The 15,177-nt window shown below is 51.4% G+C and carries 14 protein-coding genes; 6 read left to right on the top strand and 8 right to left on the bottom strand.

Annotation, left to right across the window (positions count from 1 at the left end):
- Nucleotides 1–5: 5 nt before the first annotated feature.
- Nucleotides 6–530 (top strand): RNA polymerase sigma factor, encoded by a 525-nt coding sequence (locus AB1483_02440; GenBank protein ID MEW6411313.1) that lies wholly within the window; start codon nucleotides 6–8, stop codon nucleotides 528–530.
- Entirely contained in the window at nucleotides 527–1,048 is a 522-nt protein-coding gene (locus tag AB1483_02445; GenBank protein ID MEW6411314.1) for a zf-HC2 domain-containing protein, read from the top strand. Before AB1483_02440 ends, AB1483_02445 begins: the two co-directional genes overlap by 4 nt.
- A gap of 45 nt (nucleotides 1,049–1,093) precedes the next feature.
- On the opposite strand, the gene AB1483_02450 is transcribed toward AB1483_02445, so the two are convergent.
- The gene (locus tag AB1483_02450; GenBank protein MEW6411315.1) at nucleotides 1,094–3,253 is read right to left on the bottom strand and encodes a M56 family metallopeptidase; all 2,160 of its coding nucleotides are present in this window, start codon (nucleotides 3,251–3,253) and stop codon (nucleotides 1,094–1,096) included.
- Entirely contained in the window at nucleotides 3,250–3,636 is a 387-nt protein-coding gene (locus tag AB1483_02455; protein MEW6411316.1) for a BlaI/MecI/CopY family transcriptional regulator, read from the bottom strand. The genes AB1483_02450 and AB1483_02455 overlap by 4 nt, the downstream gene beginning before the upstream one ends.
- A gap of 403 nt (nucleotides 3,637–4,039) precedes the next feature.
- Between AB1483_02455 and AB1483_02460 the strand changes: the two genes are divergently transcribed.
- A complete protein-coding gene (locus tag AB1483_02460; protein MEW6411317.1) occupies nucleotides 4,040–5,494 on the top strand; it encodes a hypothetical protein in 1,455 nt (484 codons plus the stop codon).
- Nucleotides 5,495–5,512: 18 nt separating this feature from the next.
- On the opposite strand, the gene aspA is transcribed toward AB1483_02460, so the two are convergent.
- Nucleotides 5,513–7,387 carry an aspartate ammonia-lyase gene (gene aspA / locus AB1483_02465; protein ID MEW6411318.1) on the bottom strand — a complete coding sequence of 625 codons (1,875 nt, stop codon included), beginning with the start codon at nucleotides 7,385–7,387 and terminating at the stop codon, nucleotides 5,513–5,515.
- A gap of 380 nt (nucleotides 7,388–7,767) precedes the next feature.
- Here aspA and AB1483_02470 point away from each other — a divergent pair, with 380 nt between their 5' ends.
- The 3 genes from AB1483_02470 to AB1483_02480 are packed head-to-tail and all read left to right on the top strand — an operon-like array spanning nucleotide 7,768 to nucleotide 10,521.
- Nucleotides 7,768–8,289, top strand: a complete 522-nt coding sequence (locus tag AB1483_02470) for an NfeD family protein (GenBank protein MEW6411319.1) — start codon at nucleotides 7,768–7,770, stop codon at nucleotides 8,287–8,289.
- A gap of 39 nt (nucleotides 8,290–8,328) precedes the next feature.
- Nucleotides 8,329–9,912, top strand: coding sequence for an SPFH domain-containing protein (locus AB1483_02475; protein MEW6411320.1), 1,584 nt, complete (start codon nucleotides 8,329–8,331; stop codon nucleotides 9,910–9,912).
- Between the two features lie 9 nt (nucleotides 9,913–9,921).
- Nucleotides 9,922–10,521 (top strand): hypothetical protein, encoded by a 600-nt coding sequence (locus AB1483_02480; protein ID MEW6411321.1) that lies wholly within the window; start codon nucleotides 9,922–9,924, stop codon nucleotides 10,519–10,521.
- 127 nt (nucleotides 10,522–10,648) lie between these two features.
- On the opposite strand, the gene AB1483_02485 is transcribed toward AB1483_02480, so the two are convergent.
- From AB1483_02485 to AB1483_02505, 5 genes are all read right to left on the bottom strand, one after another.
- Nucleotides 10,649–11,263: a hypothetical protein gene (locus AB1483_02485; protein ID MEW6411322.1), complete on the bottom strand. Its 615-nt coding sequence runs from the start codon at nucleotides 11,261–11,263 to the stop codon at nucleotides 10,649–10,651.
- A gap of 82 nt (nucleotides 11,264–11,345) precedes the next feature.
- The gene (locus AB1483_02490; protein MEW6411323.1) at nucleotides 11,346–12,035 is read right to left on the bottom strand and encodes a hypothetical protein; all 690 of its coding nucleotides are present in this window, start codon (nucleotides 12,033–12,035) and stop codon (nucleotides 11,346–11,348) included.
- Nucleotides 12,036–12,381: 346 nt separating this feature from the next.
- On the bottom strand, nucleotides 12,382–12,981 hold the full coding sequence (locus AB1483_02495) for a hypothetical protein (GenBank protein MEW6411324.1): 600 nt from the start codon (nucleotides 12,979–12,981) through the stop codon (nucleotides 12,382–12,384).
- Nucleotides 12,982–13,371: 390 nt separating this feature from the next.
- Nucleotides 13,372–13,980, bottom strand: a complete 609-nt coding sequence (locus AB1483_02500; GenBank protein ID MEW6411325.1) for a hypothetical protein — start codon at nucleotides 13,978–13,980, stop codon at nucleotides 13,372–13,374.
- A 375-nt stretch (nucleotides 13,981–14,355) separates the two neighbouring features.
- Complete coding sequence (locus AB1483_02505; GenBank protein MEW6411326.1) at nucleotides 14,356–14,955, bottom strand: hypothetical protein; 600 nt, start codon at nucleotides 14,953–14,955, stop codon at nucleotides 14,356–14,358.
- Between the last annotated feature and the right edge of the window lie 222 nt (nucleotides 14,956–15,177).

Genomic DNA, 15,177 nt, shown 5'->3' on the forward strand with positions numbered 1-15,177 from the left:
AGACGATGGAAATCAAAGCTGTACACGATTATTCCAGCATTGTATCTGAACTCAACGATGACGTTTTCCGGTTGATTCGCCGAATTGTCGGCGACAGGGATCAGGCTTTGGACCTGACACAAGATGTTTTCGTGAAGATTTTGTCCGGTGATATTAAAATCAAAGACTGGTCACGGCGCAGAGCCTATGTGCTCAAATCAGCCTTCAATGTTGCCCTCAATTTCAAGAGGGATCGCGGCCGGCGGACAGCCAAACACGAATTGATTCGGCAGCAGGCAGAAACGCTTGATGAACAGCACCAGGTCACGCCGGAACTTGACGATACCTGCGTCAGGCTAACCGCTGCCCTTGAAAGTCTGGCCGCAAAACAGAGAGAGGCGCTGACGCTGCGATTTTTTGGAGATTTGAGTATTGCTGAAGTGGCGCTAATCATGTCAGTCTCGGTGGGCGCTGTCAAAGTGCATCTGGCCAGAGGACTGAAGAATCTGCATCGCTTGATGCGCGAAGATTCACAAAAGGAGTTAATATGAATTGCGGAAAATATGAAGAGGAACTTGCCCTGTATGCGATGGGGGAACTCAACTGTGGAAAGGCGGAAGAACTCAGGCTGCATATGGAAGGATGTGAGAGTTGTCGAGACACCGTTCGTGAATACGAGAACATGATGACAGCCTTTACCCGATCTAAAGAGAGTGACCTCACCGAAATCGAGAAACTTCGTCTTGAAAATAGCGTATTCCGGCATGTTGCTGCCAGGTTTGTGTTGCGCTCGAAAGGCGGACGGTCCCGCCTCGTACCATATCTGCTGAGGGTAGCGGCTGCCTTGGTCGTTTTCCTGTTTGGCTACGGTGTGAGTCACGTGTTTGATTCCAGCAACCGCCCGGTACCTGTAACCAGCTTACAGATGATGTCAGGGCTGACAGAGGGGGAATACAGATACACCACCGCTACATCACAGCTTCGGTTCTCCGCAGAGGGACTCAAGCTGATTGCCAGGGGGCAATCGGCTCTGCCAGACAAAAAAACGAGGCCCACGGATAATCCGTGAACCTCGCAGAGCAGAAAAGCATCTATTCAAAGTATCAGATCGGGCTCAGTCCCTATCCTCCCCCCGGCGGTAGCGATCACCGTAGCCGTGGATCTTGTACTCTATCAGTCTGTCCGGTGACAGGTTCTTATAGCCGCGCTCCTGCATCTTCCGAATAAAGTCCGGCGTGACATCGTGAATCCGCATTGCCACCAAATCGGACGGGTCGACGTCATCATATCCCAACTCCGCCAGACCCTTTATGAAGTAGGGATCCACCCGATGAATCTGCATTTCCACCAGTTTCGACGGACTGAGATGTGAATAGCCGAGTTCGGACAACGCCCTGATCACCTCGAGGTCTACACGGTGAATCCGCATCTGAACCAGTGTCGAGGGATCCAGATTCTTGTAACCGAGTCCTCCGAGTTCCGCGACATACTCCGGAGATACGCCGTGAATGCTCATCTCGACCAGCTTTGAGGGATTGATGTTGTCATAGCCGATCTCGCTGAAACGGCGAATATAGTCGGGATCAACCCGGTGTATTCGCATTTCCACGAGCTTGGATGGAGCGATGTTTCTGTGTCCGAATTTACCGAGCTGTTCGATATATTCCGGCGTCACGCCGTGAATACGCATTTCTACCAGACGGTCCGAATCCAGGTCTTTGTAGCCGAGACGGTCGAGATCCTTGATGAATTCCGGAGAGGCCCCGTGGATGTACATGGCAATCAGCTGGTCCAGCGACAAATAGTCATAGCCCAGCTCGGCCAGCCCGCGGGCAAAAGCCAGATCAACATCAATCAGGGCCATCGAGACCAGCTTATTGTCGGACCTGATTCGATATCCGAGTTTCTCCATCTGGTCGACATAGTCGGGATCGGGACGGAAATGACATTCGCCATCACCCCAGAGTCCGTCCTTGTCGCGGGAAACATCGCCCTCGAAATAAAACGTGCCGGCATCGCGCACCAGCCTGAACTGAACGTTGTCTCCATCGGTCAATCCCTGGAGCTTGTTTAGATCAACAGGGAAGGAGGTCTGGCCTCTCCTTGTGAATCTCAGAGTAAGGGTGGGTCGGTCGGAGTCGTCCGATTGCTCCAGTTCCCAGTCGCCATCGATATCTCCTGACTGCCGCTGATAGACATTGTCAGCCTGGGCATTGACCTTGGCCGGCACAAGCGCGGTGGTCATACTTATGGTCAGCGCCAAGACTGTTACTACCGCAGCCGTGCTGATCAGGCTGAAACTCTGCCATCGGCTGCGAACATCAGGCACACCCGCCAGTCGTCTTACACGATGCAGCAGCGAGGTGCCATCGGCGGCCGGAGCAAGGTGCGGACGAGGCGATCGCAAGGCTTCGAGATTTGCCAGCGCTCTCGCATACGCGACCCGATCACCACAGGTATCCACCGCCAGGTCATCACAAATGTGCTCCCGCTCCATTCGGATCTGTTTGGAGATAAACCATACAGCGGGGTTGAAGAACAGCAGTGTCTCGATTGCCGTCTGAAGATAATTTATGAGAACGTCGTGGCGACGTATGTGTGCCAGTTCGTGCGCGAGAATCATCTGAAGATCGGTCGCGCTCAAGTTCGTGAAGACCGTAACCGGCAACAATACCGCCGGTTTTATCCAGCCGACCACACAGGGGGTTTTTAGAAATGGTGACTGCATCAGAGTCACGCGCTGCCGAACACCCAACCTGTTAGACAGGTGTGTAAGGGTTGCGAGCCATTTTCCGGGGACGGGTTGCGAGCCAAGGCGTACCAACCTGTTGGCGTGACGCCACCCGAAGACATGATAAAGCGAGAGCCACGCAACACCCATAAGCCACGCCAGGAAAATCCAGGAGCCGGGCGTACTTTGCTTGAGCAAGTCCAGTCCGGTCGTGGTGTAGAATACCACATCACTCCCCTCAGAATCTGCTGTTTCAGTCAAAGATGGCGTTTCAGCACCAATCACCTGCGTAGTGTTTTGAGTGGCAGTTGCGTGCCCTTGATTTGGCGAGTGATATGTGACAGTCAGAATGCTCAGGGGAAGGATTAGTCCCAGGGCTATGCAAGTTGACAGATATCTGATCTGGGGGCGAACTCGACGGGCGCCCGCAAGCAACGCAGCCGTAATTGCGGCCACAAGCACCCCCAACCACAGCGAATGAATCAGCACCCACACCACGGTTTCGGCTGTGCTGTGTACGGTTAAAAGTAAGCTTTCACTCATTGGGACTCCTCTTCCATTTGATCCAGCAACTTTCTTATCTCCAAAAGCTCTTCTCTGGACGCCGGTCGTGCTGAAAGCGCCCTCATGACAAGGCTGCTCATAGAGTTGTTGAAGGCTTTGTCCATAAGGTGGGTTATCATCTTGGTTTGAGTCTGCTCCAGGCTGACGTCGACACGGTAAACATGAGCCCGCTGACTTTCGTCGCGCTTCACCAAGCCCTTGTCAGCCATGATCTGAAGGAGCTTCAGGACAGTTGTGTAGCCCCGACGCGGGTGATCCGGCAGTTTTTGATGAATTTCTTTGACAGTACCCGGACCGTGCTCCCATAGGACCCTGAGAACATCCAATTCCGCATCAGTCGGCTTAACTTGTTTAAGTACCATAAGTTATCTCCAATATTAAGCCTCTCTGGCCAGACCGAGGCACAGATTTTCCAAAAAATAGACAATTATTATTACGAAGGGTTTCGTAGTAAGGTTTCAAAAAAAATCGGCGGATGGTTTTTTTCTACTGACGAGATGACGCAGAAATCTGGAAAGCGCCGGATATCAAACCGTCATACGCCAGAGATAGTGTCGTTGTCATAACCGGATTTTTCCGAATCCCCCATTTGACATTTTTTATTCTCGGTTCGCAGAAGATTTGCATCTAACAGCTTGCCAAAAGACCACAATTGCTGCAGAATAAATGATAAATCAAAACGAACGGTGCTTTCTGCCGTCTTTTATGAAACATGCTTTTCCGATTCGAAAGGTTACACCAAAGAGATCAAACAAGGAAATTTATATGAAGTCGATTGTCTGGATCATAGTGGCCGGCATAGCCGTACTTGCTACGGCAGCCTGTGCGCAAAGTGATAGCGCCGACACCGCTACTGCGTCAAACGACATCTGGGCCAACCAGCCCGGATTTAAGCCCGTTCTTTTTGCTCCGGGCCTGATTTCTACTCCGGATCACAATGAACGTGATATCACTTTTTCGCCGGACTCCAAAGTCCTGTATTTCACCCGGGACGCCAGAATCATGGTTACACATCTCACCGATACTGGATGGTCCGAGCCGGTGAGGGCATCGTTCTCCGCTGACTATCCGGAGTTCGAGGCGTTTGTCAATCGCGATGGAGGCCGCTTGTATTATATCACCAGTCGTCCGCTCTCCGGCGAGGGTGAGCCGGAGGACTATCAAATCTGGTTCGTCGACAAGGATACGACCGGTTGGGGGACACCTCAGCGGTTTAATGAGGAAGGCGACTTCTATCCAACAATAACGGATAACGATATCATGTATTTCACCGGCGCCGACAATAATCTCTATTTCTCCAGATTGATTGACGGTCGTATGGCGGGTCGTCAACGGATGAGCGATTCGATAAACACCGCCTCGGCCGAGTATAATGCGTTTGTCCCCCCCGACGGCAGTTATATCATTTTTACGTCGTTCGGGTGGGGAGACGGGTTCGGCGGTGGCGATTTGTTTATCAGTTTCAAAACGAAGGATGGCGCCTGGACCCCGGCGAAGAATATGGGTGGCGGCATAAACACCAATGGACACGACTATTGTCCGAGCCTGTCACGTGATGGCCGCTGGTTTTTTTACACGAGCAATATCGGTGGATCGGAGGATATTTACTGGGTTGATGCCGGACTGATTGATTATCTCAAGACCCATGACCTCAATACGGCCGACATGCTATACAGCACGATAACTGAGAAAGGACTCGAGCAGGGACTTGTCCAGTATGAAGCTTTCAAATTGCGATTTGCCGATTATTGTGTTTTCGATGGCCGCCTTCTGGCCGGAGTGGCCGATCGTCTGATTATTGCCGAAAAAATTGAGGAAGGGGTATCGCTGATGCGGGAGAGCTTTGCCATGTATCCCGAGTCGCGCTCAATCATACAGCGATTGAAGCTGGCGGCACTGGCCAATCAGCAGGATACGCTTTCAGCTATAGCTGAAGAGTTGAGATCGACAGAGAGTGTTCTCAACAGAGGTCTGGAAAACCGCATCAATCGTCTCGGGTACCGTCTGCTGGGCTGGAACAGAATCGATGCAGCCAGAAGAATAATGCTGCTGAACACCGAGCTTTTTCCGGAATCGTTCAACGTATTCGACAGTTATGCTGAAGCGCTGATGTTCAGCGGCGATACTGCCTCGGCTATTATCAACTACGAGAAATCACTCGAATTGAATCCGGACAATAATAATGCCGTTGAGCAGTTAAGATTGCTCAATGGTGAATAGACCGTCAGAAACGGCGCACTAAGCGCCGTTTCTATTGCGTGGTTTGATCATCGTCTCTGGCGCCAGTAGTCTGTCGAGCTCTTCTTTGGACAGAAGGTTCTTTTCCAGAACCAGTTCATAAACGCCGCGATTGGAGGCGAGCGCCTCTTTCGCCAGCATCGTGCACATCTCATACCCCAGCACCGGACTGAGTGCGGTCACCACACCGATACTGCTCTCGACCATCTTTCGGCACACCTGCTCATTAGCCGTGATACCGTCGATACAGCGGTGTCTTAACGTGGCCATACCGTTTCTGAGCATTTCGATTGACTCGAAGATACTCTGGGCGATCACTGGTTCCATGACATTTAGTTCGAGTTGTCCAGCCTCAACGGCAAGCGTGACTGTCAAGTCGTTGCCAATTACTTTGAATGCGATCTGGTTGACTACCTCGGGGATGACCGGATTGACTTTGCCGGGCATAATCGAAGACCCGGGCTGCATCGGCGGCAGATTGATTTCATTAAGGCCGGCGCGCGGGCCGGAGGAAAGAAGCCTCAGATCATTGCAAATCTTGGACAGCTTTACGGCAAGGCGCTTTATCGCCGAAGAGTACATGACGAAAGCACCCGTATCCTGGGTGGCTTCGACCAGATTCGGAGCCAGCTTGATATCAAGTGATGTAATCTCGCGCAGATGTTCGATCACCTTCGCAGAATATTCCGGGTCGGCGTTGATGCCGGTACCGATGGCGGTTCCACCCATGTTTACTTCGAGGAAAAGGTTGGCGTTCTGACGCAAACGGTCGATTTCCTCTTCCAGTGTTACGGCGTAAGCCTCGAACCCCTGGCCGAGGGTCATCGGGACCGCGTCCTGAAGCTGGGTGCGACCCATTTTGATGACATGAGCGAATTCGACTGCCTTGGCTCTGAATGAATTCACCAGAAGCCGCAGGCTGTCAGTGAGACGCTTGTTTTTCATTATCAAAGCAATTTTGAGCGCGGTGGGATAGGCGTCATTCGTCGATTGCGAAAGGTTCACGTGATTGTTCGGGTGACAATATTTGTATTCGCCTCTTTCATAGCCGAGAATCTCCAAAGCCCGATTGGCGATAACCTCGTTGGCGTTCATGTTGGTTGAGGTTCCAGCGCCCCCCTGGATCATGTCGACCACGAACTGGGTGTGGAGCTTTCCGTTGATGATCTCGCCGCAGGCCTGCACGATAGCTTCGCCTACCGGCTTCGATAACAGCCCCAGCTCCACATTCGTCTTAGCCGCCGCCATTTTGACTATGGCCAGAGCGCTGATCAGCAGGGGGAACTGGGCGAGTGAGATTCCACTGATATTGAAATTTTCGAGTCCTCTCAGGGTTTGGACGCCGTAGTAATACTCATAGGGAACGTTACGGTCTCCCAGTAAATCATGCTCTTTGCGGGTGCGGCCCGACACATATTGAGCAGCTATGTTGACGACGCGTGTGCCGGCCTGACGCATTCTTCGGGAAATGACACGGGCCACCTGCGATAGAAGCCTCACGCATATCTCCGGCCGGTCGTGGCAGAGCCTGCTGAAACTATCCCGGCTCACTGTCACCAGCGTGGTTTTCAGAAGTGTTCGGGCCGAAGTTGAATGCGGATAGTCATCCATCAGCGCGCCTTCACCCAGGAAGTCATACTTCCCAAAAAAGGACAGCCGTTTCTCCTCTCCGAAGGCTGTCTTTTTGAACAGTTCAACCTCGCCGCTATAAATCATGTACAGTCTCTTACGTGGACTGTTTTCCTGGAAGAGAAACTGATTCGGCTCCAATTCCAGGACCTCGGCGTTTTGTGCGACAAGTTCTCGTTGGTCCGGGCTGAGGTCCTTGAACAGTTCAATACCGCCGATAAACTCATTTATAACCGATGTCTTCATCGTGCTCTCCATTTCAATTTTGTGGTAGGCATATTATAAGGTCAGGGCCGCGAAATAGACAAGCAACATTATTTGCGTGATTACTTACCGTTTTAAATCGAATATAATCACGCACCGCGGGTATATACGATGGAGTGGCAAAAGCTCTTGGCAAAAAGAACTGAGCAAGCTATATTATCACATCAGTAGCGGGAGCATCAGGCAGGACATGAGGGCTGCCGGAACGAAAACACATTCAGCCTTTGCAGACTACAGAGATTTTGCACGCTTCCTGGCGTAACCGGCCGCAGGTTCGAAAACCGCTATAGAAACAGTCGGTGATTGCGCGAAGTGCCATTTCAATTTTTGCGGGACAGATAAATGAACTGCGTTAGGAGGTGATGCTTTTGGCTATCTTTGCCACTTTGTTCGGAGTGGGGTTTTTAATCCTGCTTTTAAGCGTAATTTTCGGCCATGACGCCGAGGCCGATGGCGATACTGACACCGGTGGTGATAGTTCCGGTCCCAGCATCTTCAGCGTAAGGATGATATCGTTGCTCATGGTCGGGTTCGGAGCCGCCAGCTTCGGCGTCAGAGCTTCGACTGATGCCACTATGTTTGTTTCATCCATGGCCGGGGTCGGCGGAGCTATTGTCGTCGGGGCATTCGGGTATCTTATTATAAGAATGTTCTACGCCAGTCAGGAAAGCTCGACGGTGGTGGACAATGATATAATAGGCTGCAGAGGCAATCTGATCGATGCTATTCCACCGGGAGGCAGCGGCCAGATTGCGTGCGTCATACGCGGTAGGGAGATGACATATCTCGCCCGCTCAAAAGATGGTAGCCCTATCGGTCGGGGAGTTCCAGTGCGCGTAATCGGCAAGACCGGCAATACCGTTACCGTAGAACCGCTTGGGTAAGTAAAATTCGTTTAGGTTTTTAATAGGGAGAAGTGTGATATGGATAGTTTTGTCCCGTATCTGACCTGGCCGGTGATCGGCCTGGCTGTTGTAATCGCCTTTTTTATTCTGGTCAAGGCCCTGTCGGCTTACTATGTGAGGGTTCCCCCGAACCAGGCGGCCTTTTTCTACGGCGCCAGGAGCGGGAGGCGTGGTATGAAGCCGCTGGAAGTGTCCGCTCCAGGTGTGCCTACCGCCACCGTTCTGCCCCCGGGAACGGTGGTTGTGACTGGCGGCGGACGTATACGCAAACCGATTATCGAAGCGGTCGAATTCCTGGATCTTTCGGAAATAACCCTTACCGACATCAGGGTGCAGAATATGCCCAACATCGATGGTGTTCTGGTAACGGTAGATGCGGTGGCCAATATTCGCTTCAGAGATGATGCGGAATCACTGCTCGCGGCAGGCTCAAGATTTCTCAAGATGGAGCGGACCCACATTATTATTACCGCTCGAGAGACCCTGGAAGCGAACCTTCGTGGTGTCGTGGGCACTCTTACGGTCGACGAATTGATTAAGGACCGCGACGCTTTCCGGCAGAAGGTTCTGGGTGAAGCCGGGGAAGACCTCGCGCGGCTGGGTATGCAGATTGACGTATTCAACCCGCAGTCGATTACCGATGAGCAGGGATATATCGAGGCTCTGGGAAAGAAGCGTACCGCTGAGGTGAAGCGTGATGCCGCGATTGGTGAGGCGGAGGCGGTGGCCGAAGCCAAGAAAAAGGCTACAGATGCCGAGCGTGCCGCTGAAGTAGTCGCGCAAAACAACGAGAAGCTCAAAGCCGAGGCTGTCAAGAATGCTGAAGTGGCCAAGCAACAGTACGCCGCGGAAATCGCACGCGAAAAGGCCATCGCCGATCAGGCCGGCCCGCTCTCGACGGCTGAGCAGAGGCAGCGGGTTATAGTAGCTGAGGTTAAGATCGAAGAAGAAAGGTCGCGGGCTGAAATTCAGGTCGAGGCCCAAAATATCCTGCGCGAACAGAAAGCGCAGGAAGCCCAGATAGTTGTCCCCGCAAAGGCGCAGGCCGACGCTGTCGTAAGGGAGGCGGAAGGCTACAAAGTTGCGGAGACTTCCAAGGCCGACGGTGATAAATACGCCATCAGCGCCCGGGCCGACGCGGAAAAACACAAGCGGCAGGCAGAAGGTACCGGTGAGGCTACCGCTATCGAAGCTACCGGCCTGGCCCAGGCAAGAGTGATAAGAGAACAGGGACTCGCCCGGGCTGCCGCTATTTCGGAGCTGGCTGATGCCTACGGTAAATTCAACCAGGCTGCACTCGTTCTGGAGGTTGTCAAGGCGCTTCCGCCGGCTATCGAATCTCTAGGAACCGTTTTCGGCGCTATCGCGGCCCCCATGGGTAACATTGACAAGCTCGTTATGGTAGACAGCGGCGGCGGAGGAAACGATAGCAATGCCGCCCTTAACCGTTTTGCCAAAACTGGTCCCCTACTTCTGTTCAGTCTTATTGAACAGGCCAAGGCTGCTGGCCTCGATCTATCAGAGCTTCTCAATAAAGTAGGTATCAAAACCGAACAGGCACCGGGTGAAATTGCTGCGGAGACGCCGCGCAAAAAACAGTAAGAGCTTGTTATGAGCGACGATTATTATAAGAAAGACAACGCGAATTCTCCACCAGGCAATGGCCCGGACGAGAATAATGGCGAGAATATGATGCAGCAACCAGAGGCACCGGATCGAGGTAAGACACCCAGCGAAGCCGCTCCGGGAGGTGACGACCGAACATATTATGTCAACAGGACCCCTCCACAGGCCCTTGTCATCCACTGCAGCGACCCTCGTTTCCAACAGGCATTTCGGAGTTTCATAACCGAGGAACTCGGCATTCGCAACTATGCTCCGATTATTATAGGAGGAGGAGTACACGCCCTTGGCATGCGGGGTCTGCGCCCCAAGAATTTCAAGGTACTCTGGGAGCAGATAAGGTTCTTCATGAAGGTCTTCAGGCCCACTGAAATAGTAGTCATCAATCACGAAGATTGTCTCTGGTATGAAAAGATGAAGGGTTATCACCCGACAATCGATCGCCTTCTGAAAGGCAAGCTGGACATGCTTACCGCGGAGAAGATCGTATTGGAGGAGTTTCCCCTGATCGAAGTGAGGGCTTTCTGGGCGGCTCTTGACAGTGACAGGATTACTTTCAAGGAATTGACAGACGATCGGTTGTCTTAGTATGTCTGGCAACCGGGCGGATTTAACTCCCTTATGACGATTATAGGTAATAGAACGGGGCGGGACGAAATGTCCCGCCCCGTTCGGAGGTGGTTTCGAGATGGTCTATTTTATTTGGTTCACTTCTCTATTTGGCTGAATCAGCGCCGCCACCTGCATACGAGGAGAAGTGCGATATGTCCGCATAGACGTATCCCTGGGAGTCCGCTTTGTAAGTATCCTGCAGCTCCCAGTAACCGGTCCCGGGATTGAGCCAGTAGAAATTCATGGTCGTCACATTTTTGCCGAACAGGGCTGCCACATTTATTCTCACGATGGCGGCTCGGGAAAACTGAAGTCCATCGGGGCCGAAATCATACAGCACGATCGGTTCACCCGTGGATGTTACCAAGTGCGTTATCTCGACTGTAAAAGTTGTATCCGCCAGAAAAGATCCAGGCAGGACCACAAAAGCTTCGCTCTCCGCGTCCTCCTGAAGCGGAATCATACCGCCCAGAGAGGCCTGAAGCCACTGCGACCGGAAGTCAATTTCCAGATCGGCAACGTCGGTGCGTTTCGAAAGTGCATTTTCATCGAAGGCCTGCTCAAAGAAATCGGCGTTAGAAATGTTTGCCGTTTCGTTCAACCTTCCGCTGTCACTGCAGCCCGATAGAAAAACGAAAAACCAACAAGCAACCAACACTCCCAGCCACGCGCCTACGCGTCGGGAGCGGGCAACCGTCCTGCCTCGACTATTTGCCATATGTTCTCCTCTTTTCATCACCGATGTATCGTCAGAAAGCCACTTTTGACTGTGACTATGATGTGTTCTGATCGTATCCCTTCTAGATGTCAGTGTTCTTCTTTGTTGGCGAGGAACCGGTACCGTATTTCGAAAAATGGTCGATTTCGAAATAAGCCAGACCCGTGTTGGGATCCACCGGGACCTCTTCTTCGAGCTCCCACGCGTTGCTGGCTTCGTTCAACCAGTAAAGGCATACCGACAAAGTGTTTTTGCCGAAGTTCTCGAAGGCGTTGATTCTCAGCACGGCCGGTCTTGAAAAGACCAACCCATCCGGTCCAAAGTCATATATGACGGGCGTCTCTTCGTCTGCAGTGACTATCTTTGTGACTTGAATCTGAAAGACCGTATCATAAGCAAAGGAGAGAGGCATTATGATGAACGCCTCGGCCAGATCGGCGCTTACTCTTTCGGTACTCTCCACGCCGTCGAACTCGAGCGACGAAACCGCATCGACAACGTCAAGCAACACAACCCCGCCATCGGCTGCGGAGATCAGGCTGGAAACCGTGAAGGTTTCGTCGATCACGATGTCAGTCCGCTTTGCCAGCGCGTCGTCATAGAAGGGCTGATCGAAAAAGCTCGTGGCGTCTTGTGATAAAGCCTCTTCACCATAGTCGAGCGAGTTGTCACAGCTCTGTAGAATCACCAAAGCAAAGAGTCCTGAAAGAGCCAGGGCTGTCACCAGCAGTACATGCCGTGATTTGCTGAGTTTGCTTTGCCGGGCTGTCATGGCCTCCTCCTTCTAAAACTAGGGTCTTTAGTCTTTGTCAGTTCTCTTCGTTCTGATATGAAGCAATGGACAAGCCTGTGGATGAAAAACCTACACAGTCGGGGTTTGTACCTCTGCAACCTGTTTTTCATTGGCCGGTTACGGAGGTGTATAATTTCTGACTGCCGGCGTTTAAGAATGAAACAGTCGAGATTTCTGTAGATTTTTATGGGAAGTCCCCAATATCCAATAGGGAGACTCCGGCAGTTGTAGTGTTGGTAATTCACGGCTGGGTTGAAAAAAAAGAACCCGGGGTCTCGCGACCCCGGGGTTGTTGTTTTGTACGTTTGGCTCTCTGCTACCGCTACTAACGACTCGCACCATATTTGGAGAAATGGTATACTGGCACATGGGCATAACCGTTGTCATCAACCGGGTACTGTCCCTGCAACTCCCAGAGATTCGTCTGTTCATTCAAGTAGTAGAAATTGATCGATTTTGTACCCTTGTCGAAGAGTGTCTTGGCGTCAATCTGAAGTACGGCCGGAAGTGAAAATACGGTACCGTGAGGGCCGAATTCGTAAATCGCAGTGACAATACCGTCTTCTTCGATTCTTGTAATCTCGGCCGAAATCAGGGTGTTGGTGTAAACCGACATTGGTGCCACGGTGAAGAGATGTTTGGTGCCGACTTCAATGACGCCACCGCCATCGACTGTCACGAGCCCTTCACCCAAGGCGATCTCGACGTCAACAGTCGGATCAGTTACCTTCTTGGCTAAAGCACTCTCGTCAAAGGGAAGTTCAAAGAAGTTGGTCTCATCCTGAGAAAGGTTCAGATCTGATGATGTAGTCGGGTTCTGGCTGCATCCGGGAAGATACAAACCGGACATCAGCGCAAACACAGCTACGAATGAAACCAGCAGCCCCCATTTTGCTGCCCGTGATTCAATCAGCTTGCTACTCATAACGCCTGCCTCTCTCCGATGTTATTTGCTGTACTATCTCTTTCGTTAACTTATACCGACCTTCTCGTCGACAATTTCGCTGTTTCAGATTGAAGCAATACACACGCCAATGCACCGAATATTCACAGATTTCGCTCAGTCGAATAGGAAAGTTATTAGCCCGCAACCCTTTCGCCGGCTGTGCAAAAAGTGACAGCGCCCGTCTCATACTTGAACCTTTGAGTTTTTCTGTGAAAAAAACGGGGGCAGATCCAATACTGTGTTGGAAAAACCCCGACCAGGTTGACTCGCATATCTTCACAGAAAACTAATGAAATGCAATAAAAAAACCCGGGGCCGTCTTTGACCCCGGGGATGTTGTTTTATGAGTGTGACTCTCTGCTACCGTAACTACCTGCTGGCACCGTATTTGGAGAAATGGTATACTGGTATTTCAATCTCGCCAAGGGCGTCAACCTGATATGAACCCTGATACTGCCAGGTATTGGTACGCTCATCCAGATAGAACCAGTTGATCGCAGATACATTGGCTCCAAATAATTTCTGCGCATTGACCTTAAGCACAGCCGGAATTGCGAACTGAAGGCCATCCGGGCCGAAGTCGTATAATACTACAATTTCATCATGCCATTCGACTTTAGTTACTCCAATCTGGATTATCGTATCTGACGGAATGGCCATTGGTGATACGAGAAATTCATGTATGTTTCCCGCAGTACCGACCCAAATATCACCGCCGTCCTCAGTTGTAACCAGACCTTCGCCATAGAGTACTTCCACCTCCATGTTGGGGTTGACAGCCTCTTTTTCCAGCGCGGTTTCATCGTAAGGAAGCTCAAAGAAACCTTCCTGATCTTGTGAGAGGGTAAGGTCTGTAGATGTGGTCGGGCTCTGGCTACAACCGGTCAGATACAGTCCGGATAGTAGCGCAAAGACGGCCACAAAAGAAACAAGCAGCCCCCACTGGGATGCCTTAGATTCAATAATCCTACTTGCCATTTAGTTGTCCTTTCGCTGATGCTATGAACATCACTTGTTGTCTCTGTCTGGGCCAGCCTTTCAGCCGGCTCTTCTATCGTTTCAAAGTGAAGCAACATAGGGACCGATGAACAATAAATCTACAGAGACCAACTGGTATTACTCGAAAGCTTCAAGAATTCAATGGCTTAAACGAGTGTTCAATTTTTGACGGCGCAAATGAGAATTGTGAACTGTTTCACTTTTTCGAAAAAAGAGCGGGATGCATCCAATACTGTATTGGAGAAATTCTAAGCTGAATGATCCGAAGATAACCGCCGGACAACTAACGAAATGAAAAAAACCCGGGGCCCTGCGTGACCCCGGGGGTTCAGATTTATGGATTGGAGAGATTCGTTATCTGGTCGATGGTCCTCCCGTACCGTATTTGGAGAAGTGGTGAACGTCAATTGCGATCACACCTTCCTCATCAGCGTAGTAGGTACCCTGGTAAACCCATTTATTGCCTAACAGGTAATAAAAGTCGACAAACTGCTGTCCGAAGGAGGCCACTACATCGGCATCAAGAACGAGCCTGGCAGGTTTGCTGAACACCAGACCGTCAGGACAGAACTCATAAAGAATCACGGGTGATGCCACGTCACTTTCTACCACGCAAACTCTAATTTCGAAAACCGTATCCATGGGGAAAGAATTGGCTTCAATCTCGAACGAGAAGGCGCCTTGTCCCCCCGGTACATCGATGACGCCACCCTCATCGACAAGGATTCTGTCCCAAGTCCAGTACACGGCTTCGTATAAGCTGCTGCGCTTGGCCAGCGCCTCTTCGTCAAAGGGTAGATCGAAAAAGTTGACCTGATCCTCTGACGAGTTAACCTCCGCTACTTTGTCGCTGCATCCCGGCAGTGCCAGCACCAGCACCAGGACACAAATCGCGATTAGCGGTGCGAATAATCGCCAGCCCCCGATCCTGTTTGCACTCTGCTTGCCTCTCATAGTATTCTCCTTTGACTTATCTCTGATCGTCTTACACTTCAGTTGCGTAGTCCCTCCAACAAAGGCTTCTTCGGCGTTTCAATCTGAAGCAATCATCAGGCCGTGTGACCGGAAAACCCACAGCGACACGGCAGGCTCTTCGTAAGACTCCTTGTCTGTTGGGATTAGTGCCTGTGCAAAATGTGAGCGAAGAGATTTCAGATTTTGAACCTGGCGAACAAA

The sequence above is a fragment of the Candidatus Zixiibacteriota bacterium genome, from assembly GCA_040756055.1.
Taxonomy (GTDB): domain Bacteria; phylum Zixibacteria; class MSB-5A5; order GN15; family FEB-12.

Bases quoted from the DNA above. Each gene is read 5' to 3' on its own strand.
- AB1483_02440 (MEW6411313.1), top strand. From the start codon at position 6: ATGGAAATCAAAGCTGTACACGATTATTCCAGCATTGTATCTGAACTC.
- AB1483_02445 (MEW6411314.1), top strand. From the start codon at position 527: ATGAATTGCGGAAAATATGAAGAGGAACTTGCCCTGTATGCGATGGGG.
- AB1483_02450 (MEW6411315.1), bottom strand. From the start codon at position 3,253: ATGAGTGAAAGCTTACTTTTAACCGTACACAGCACAGCCGAAACCGTG.
- AB1483_02455 (MEW6411316.1), bottom strand. From the start codon at position 3,636: ATGGTACTTAAACAAGTTAAGCCGACTGATGCGGAATTGGATGTTCTC.
- AB1483_02460 (MEW6411317.1), top strand. From the start codon at position 4,040: ATGAAGTCGATTGTCTGGATCATAGTGGCCGGCATAGCCGTACTTGCT.
- aspA (MEW6411318.1), bottom strand. From the start codon at position 7,387: ATGAAGACATCGGTTATAAATGAGTTTATCGGCGGTATTGAACTGTTC.
- AB1483_02470 (MEW6411319.1), top strand. From the start codon at position 7,768: ATGCTTTTGGCTATCTTTGCCACTTTGTTCGGAGTGGGGTTTTTAATC.
- AB1483_02475 (MEW6411320.1), top strand. From the start codon at position 8,329: ATGGATAGTTTTGTCCCGTATCTGACCTGGCCGGTGATCGGCCTGGCT.
- AB1483_02480 (MEW6411321.1), top strand. From the start codon at position 9,922: ATGAGCGACGATTATTATAAGAAAGACAACGCGAATTCTCCACCAGGC.
- AB1483_02485 (MEW6411322.1), bottom strand. From the start codon at position 11,263: ATGGCAAATAGTCGAGGCAGGACGGTTGCCCGCTCCCGACGCGTAGGC.
- AB1483_02490 (MEW6411323.1), bottom strand. From the start codon at position 12,035: ATGACAGCCCGGCAAAGCAAACTCAGCAAATCACGGCATGTACTGCTG.
- AB1483_02495 (MEW6411324.1), bottom strand. From the start codon at position 12,981: ATGAGTAGCAAGCTGATTGAATCACGGGCAGCAAAATGGGGGCTGCTG.
- AB1483_02500 (MEW6411325.1), bottom strand. From the start codon at position 13,980: ATGGCAAGTAGGATTATTGAATCTAAGGCATCCCAGTGGGGGCTGCTT.
- AB1483_02505 (MEW6411326.1), bottom strand. From the start codon at position 14,955: ATGAGAGGCAAGCAGAGTGCAAACAGGATCGGGGGCTGGCGATTATTC.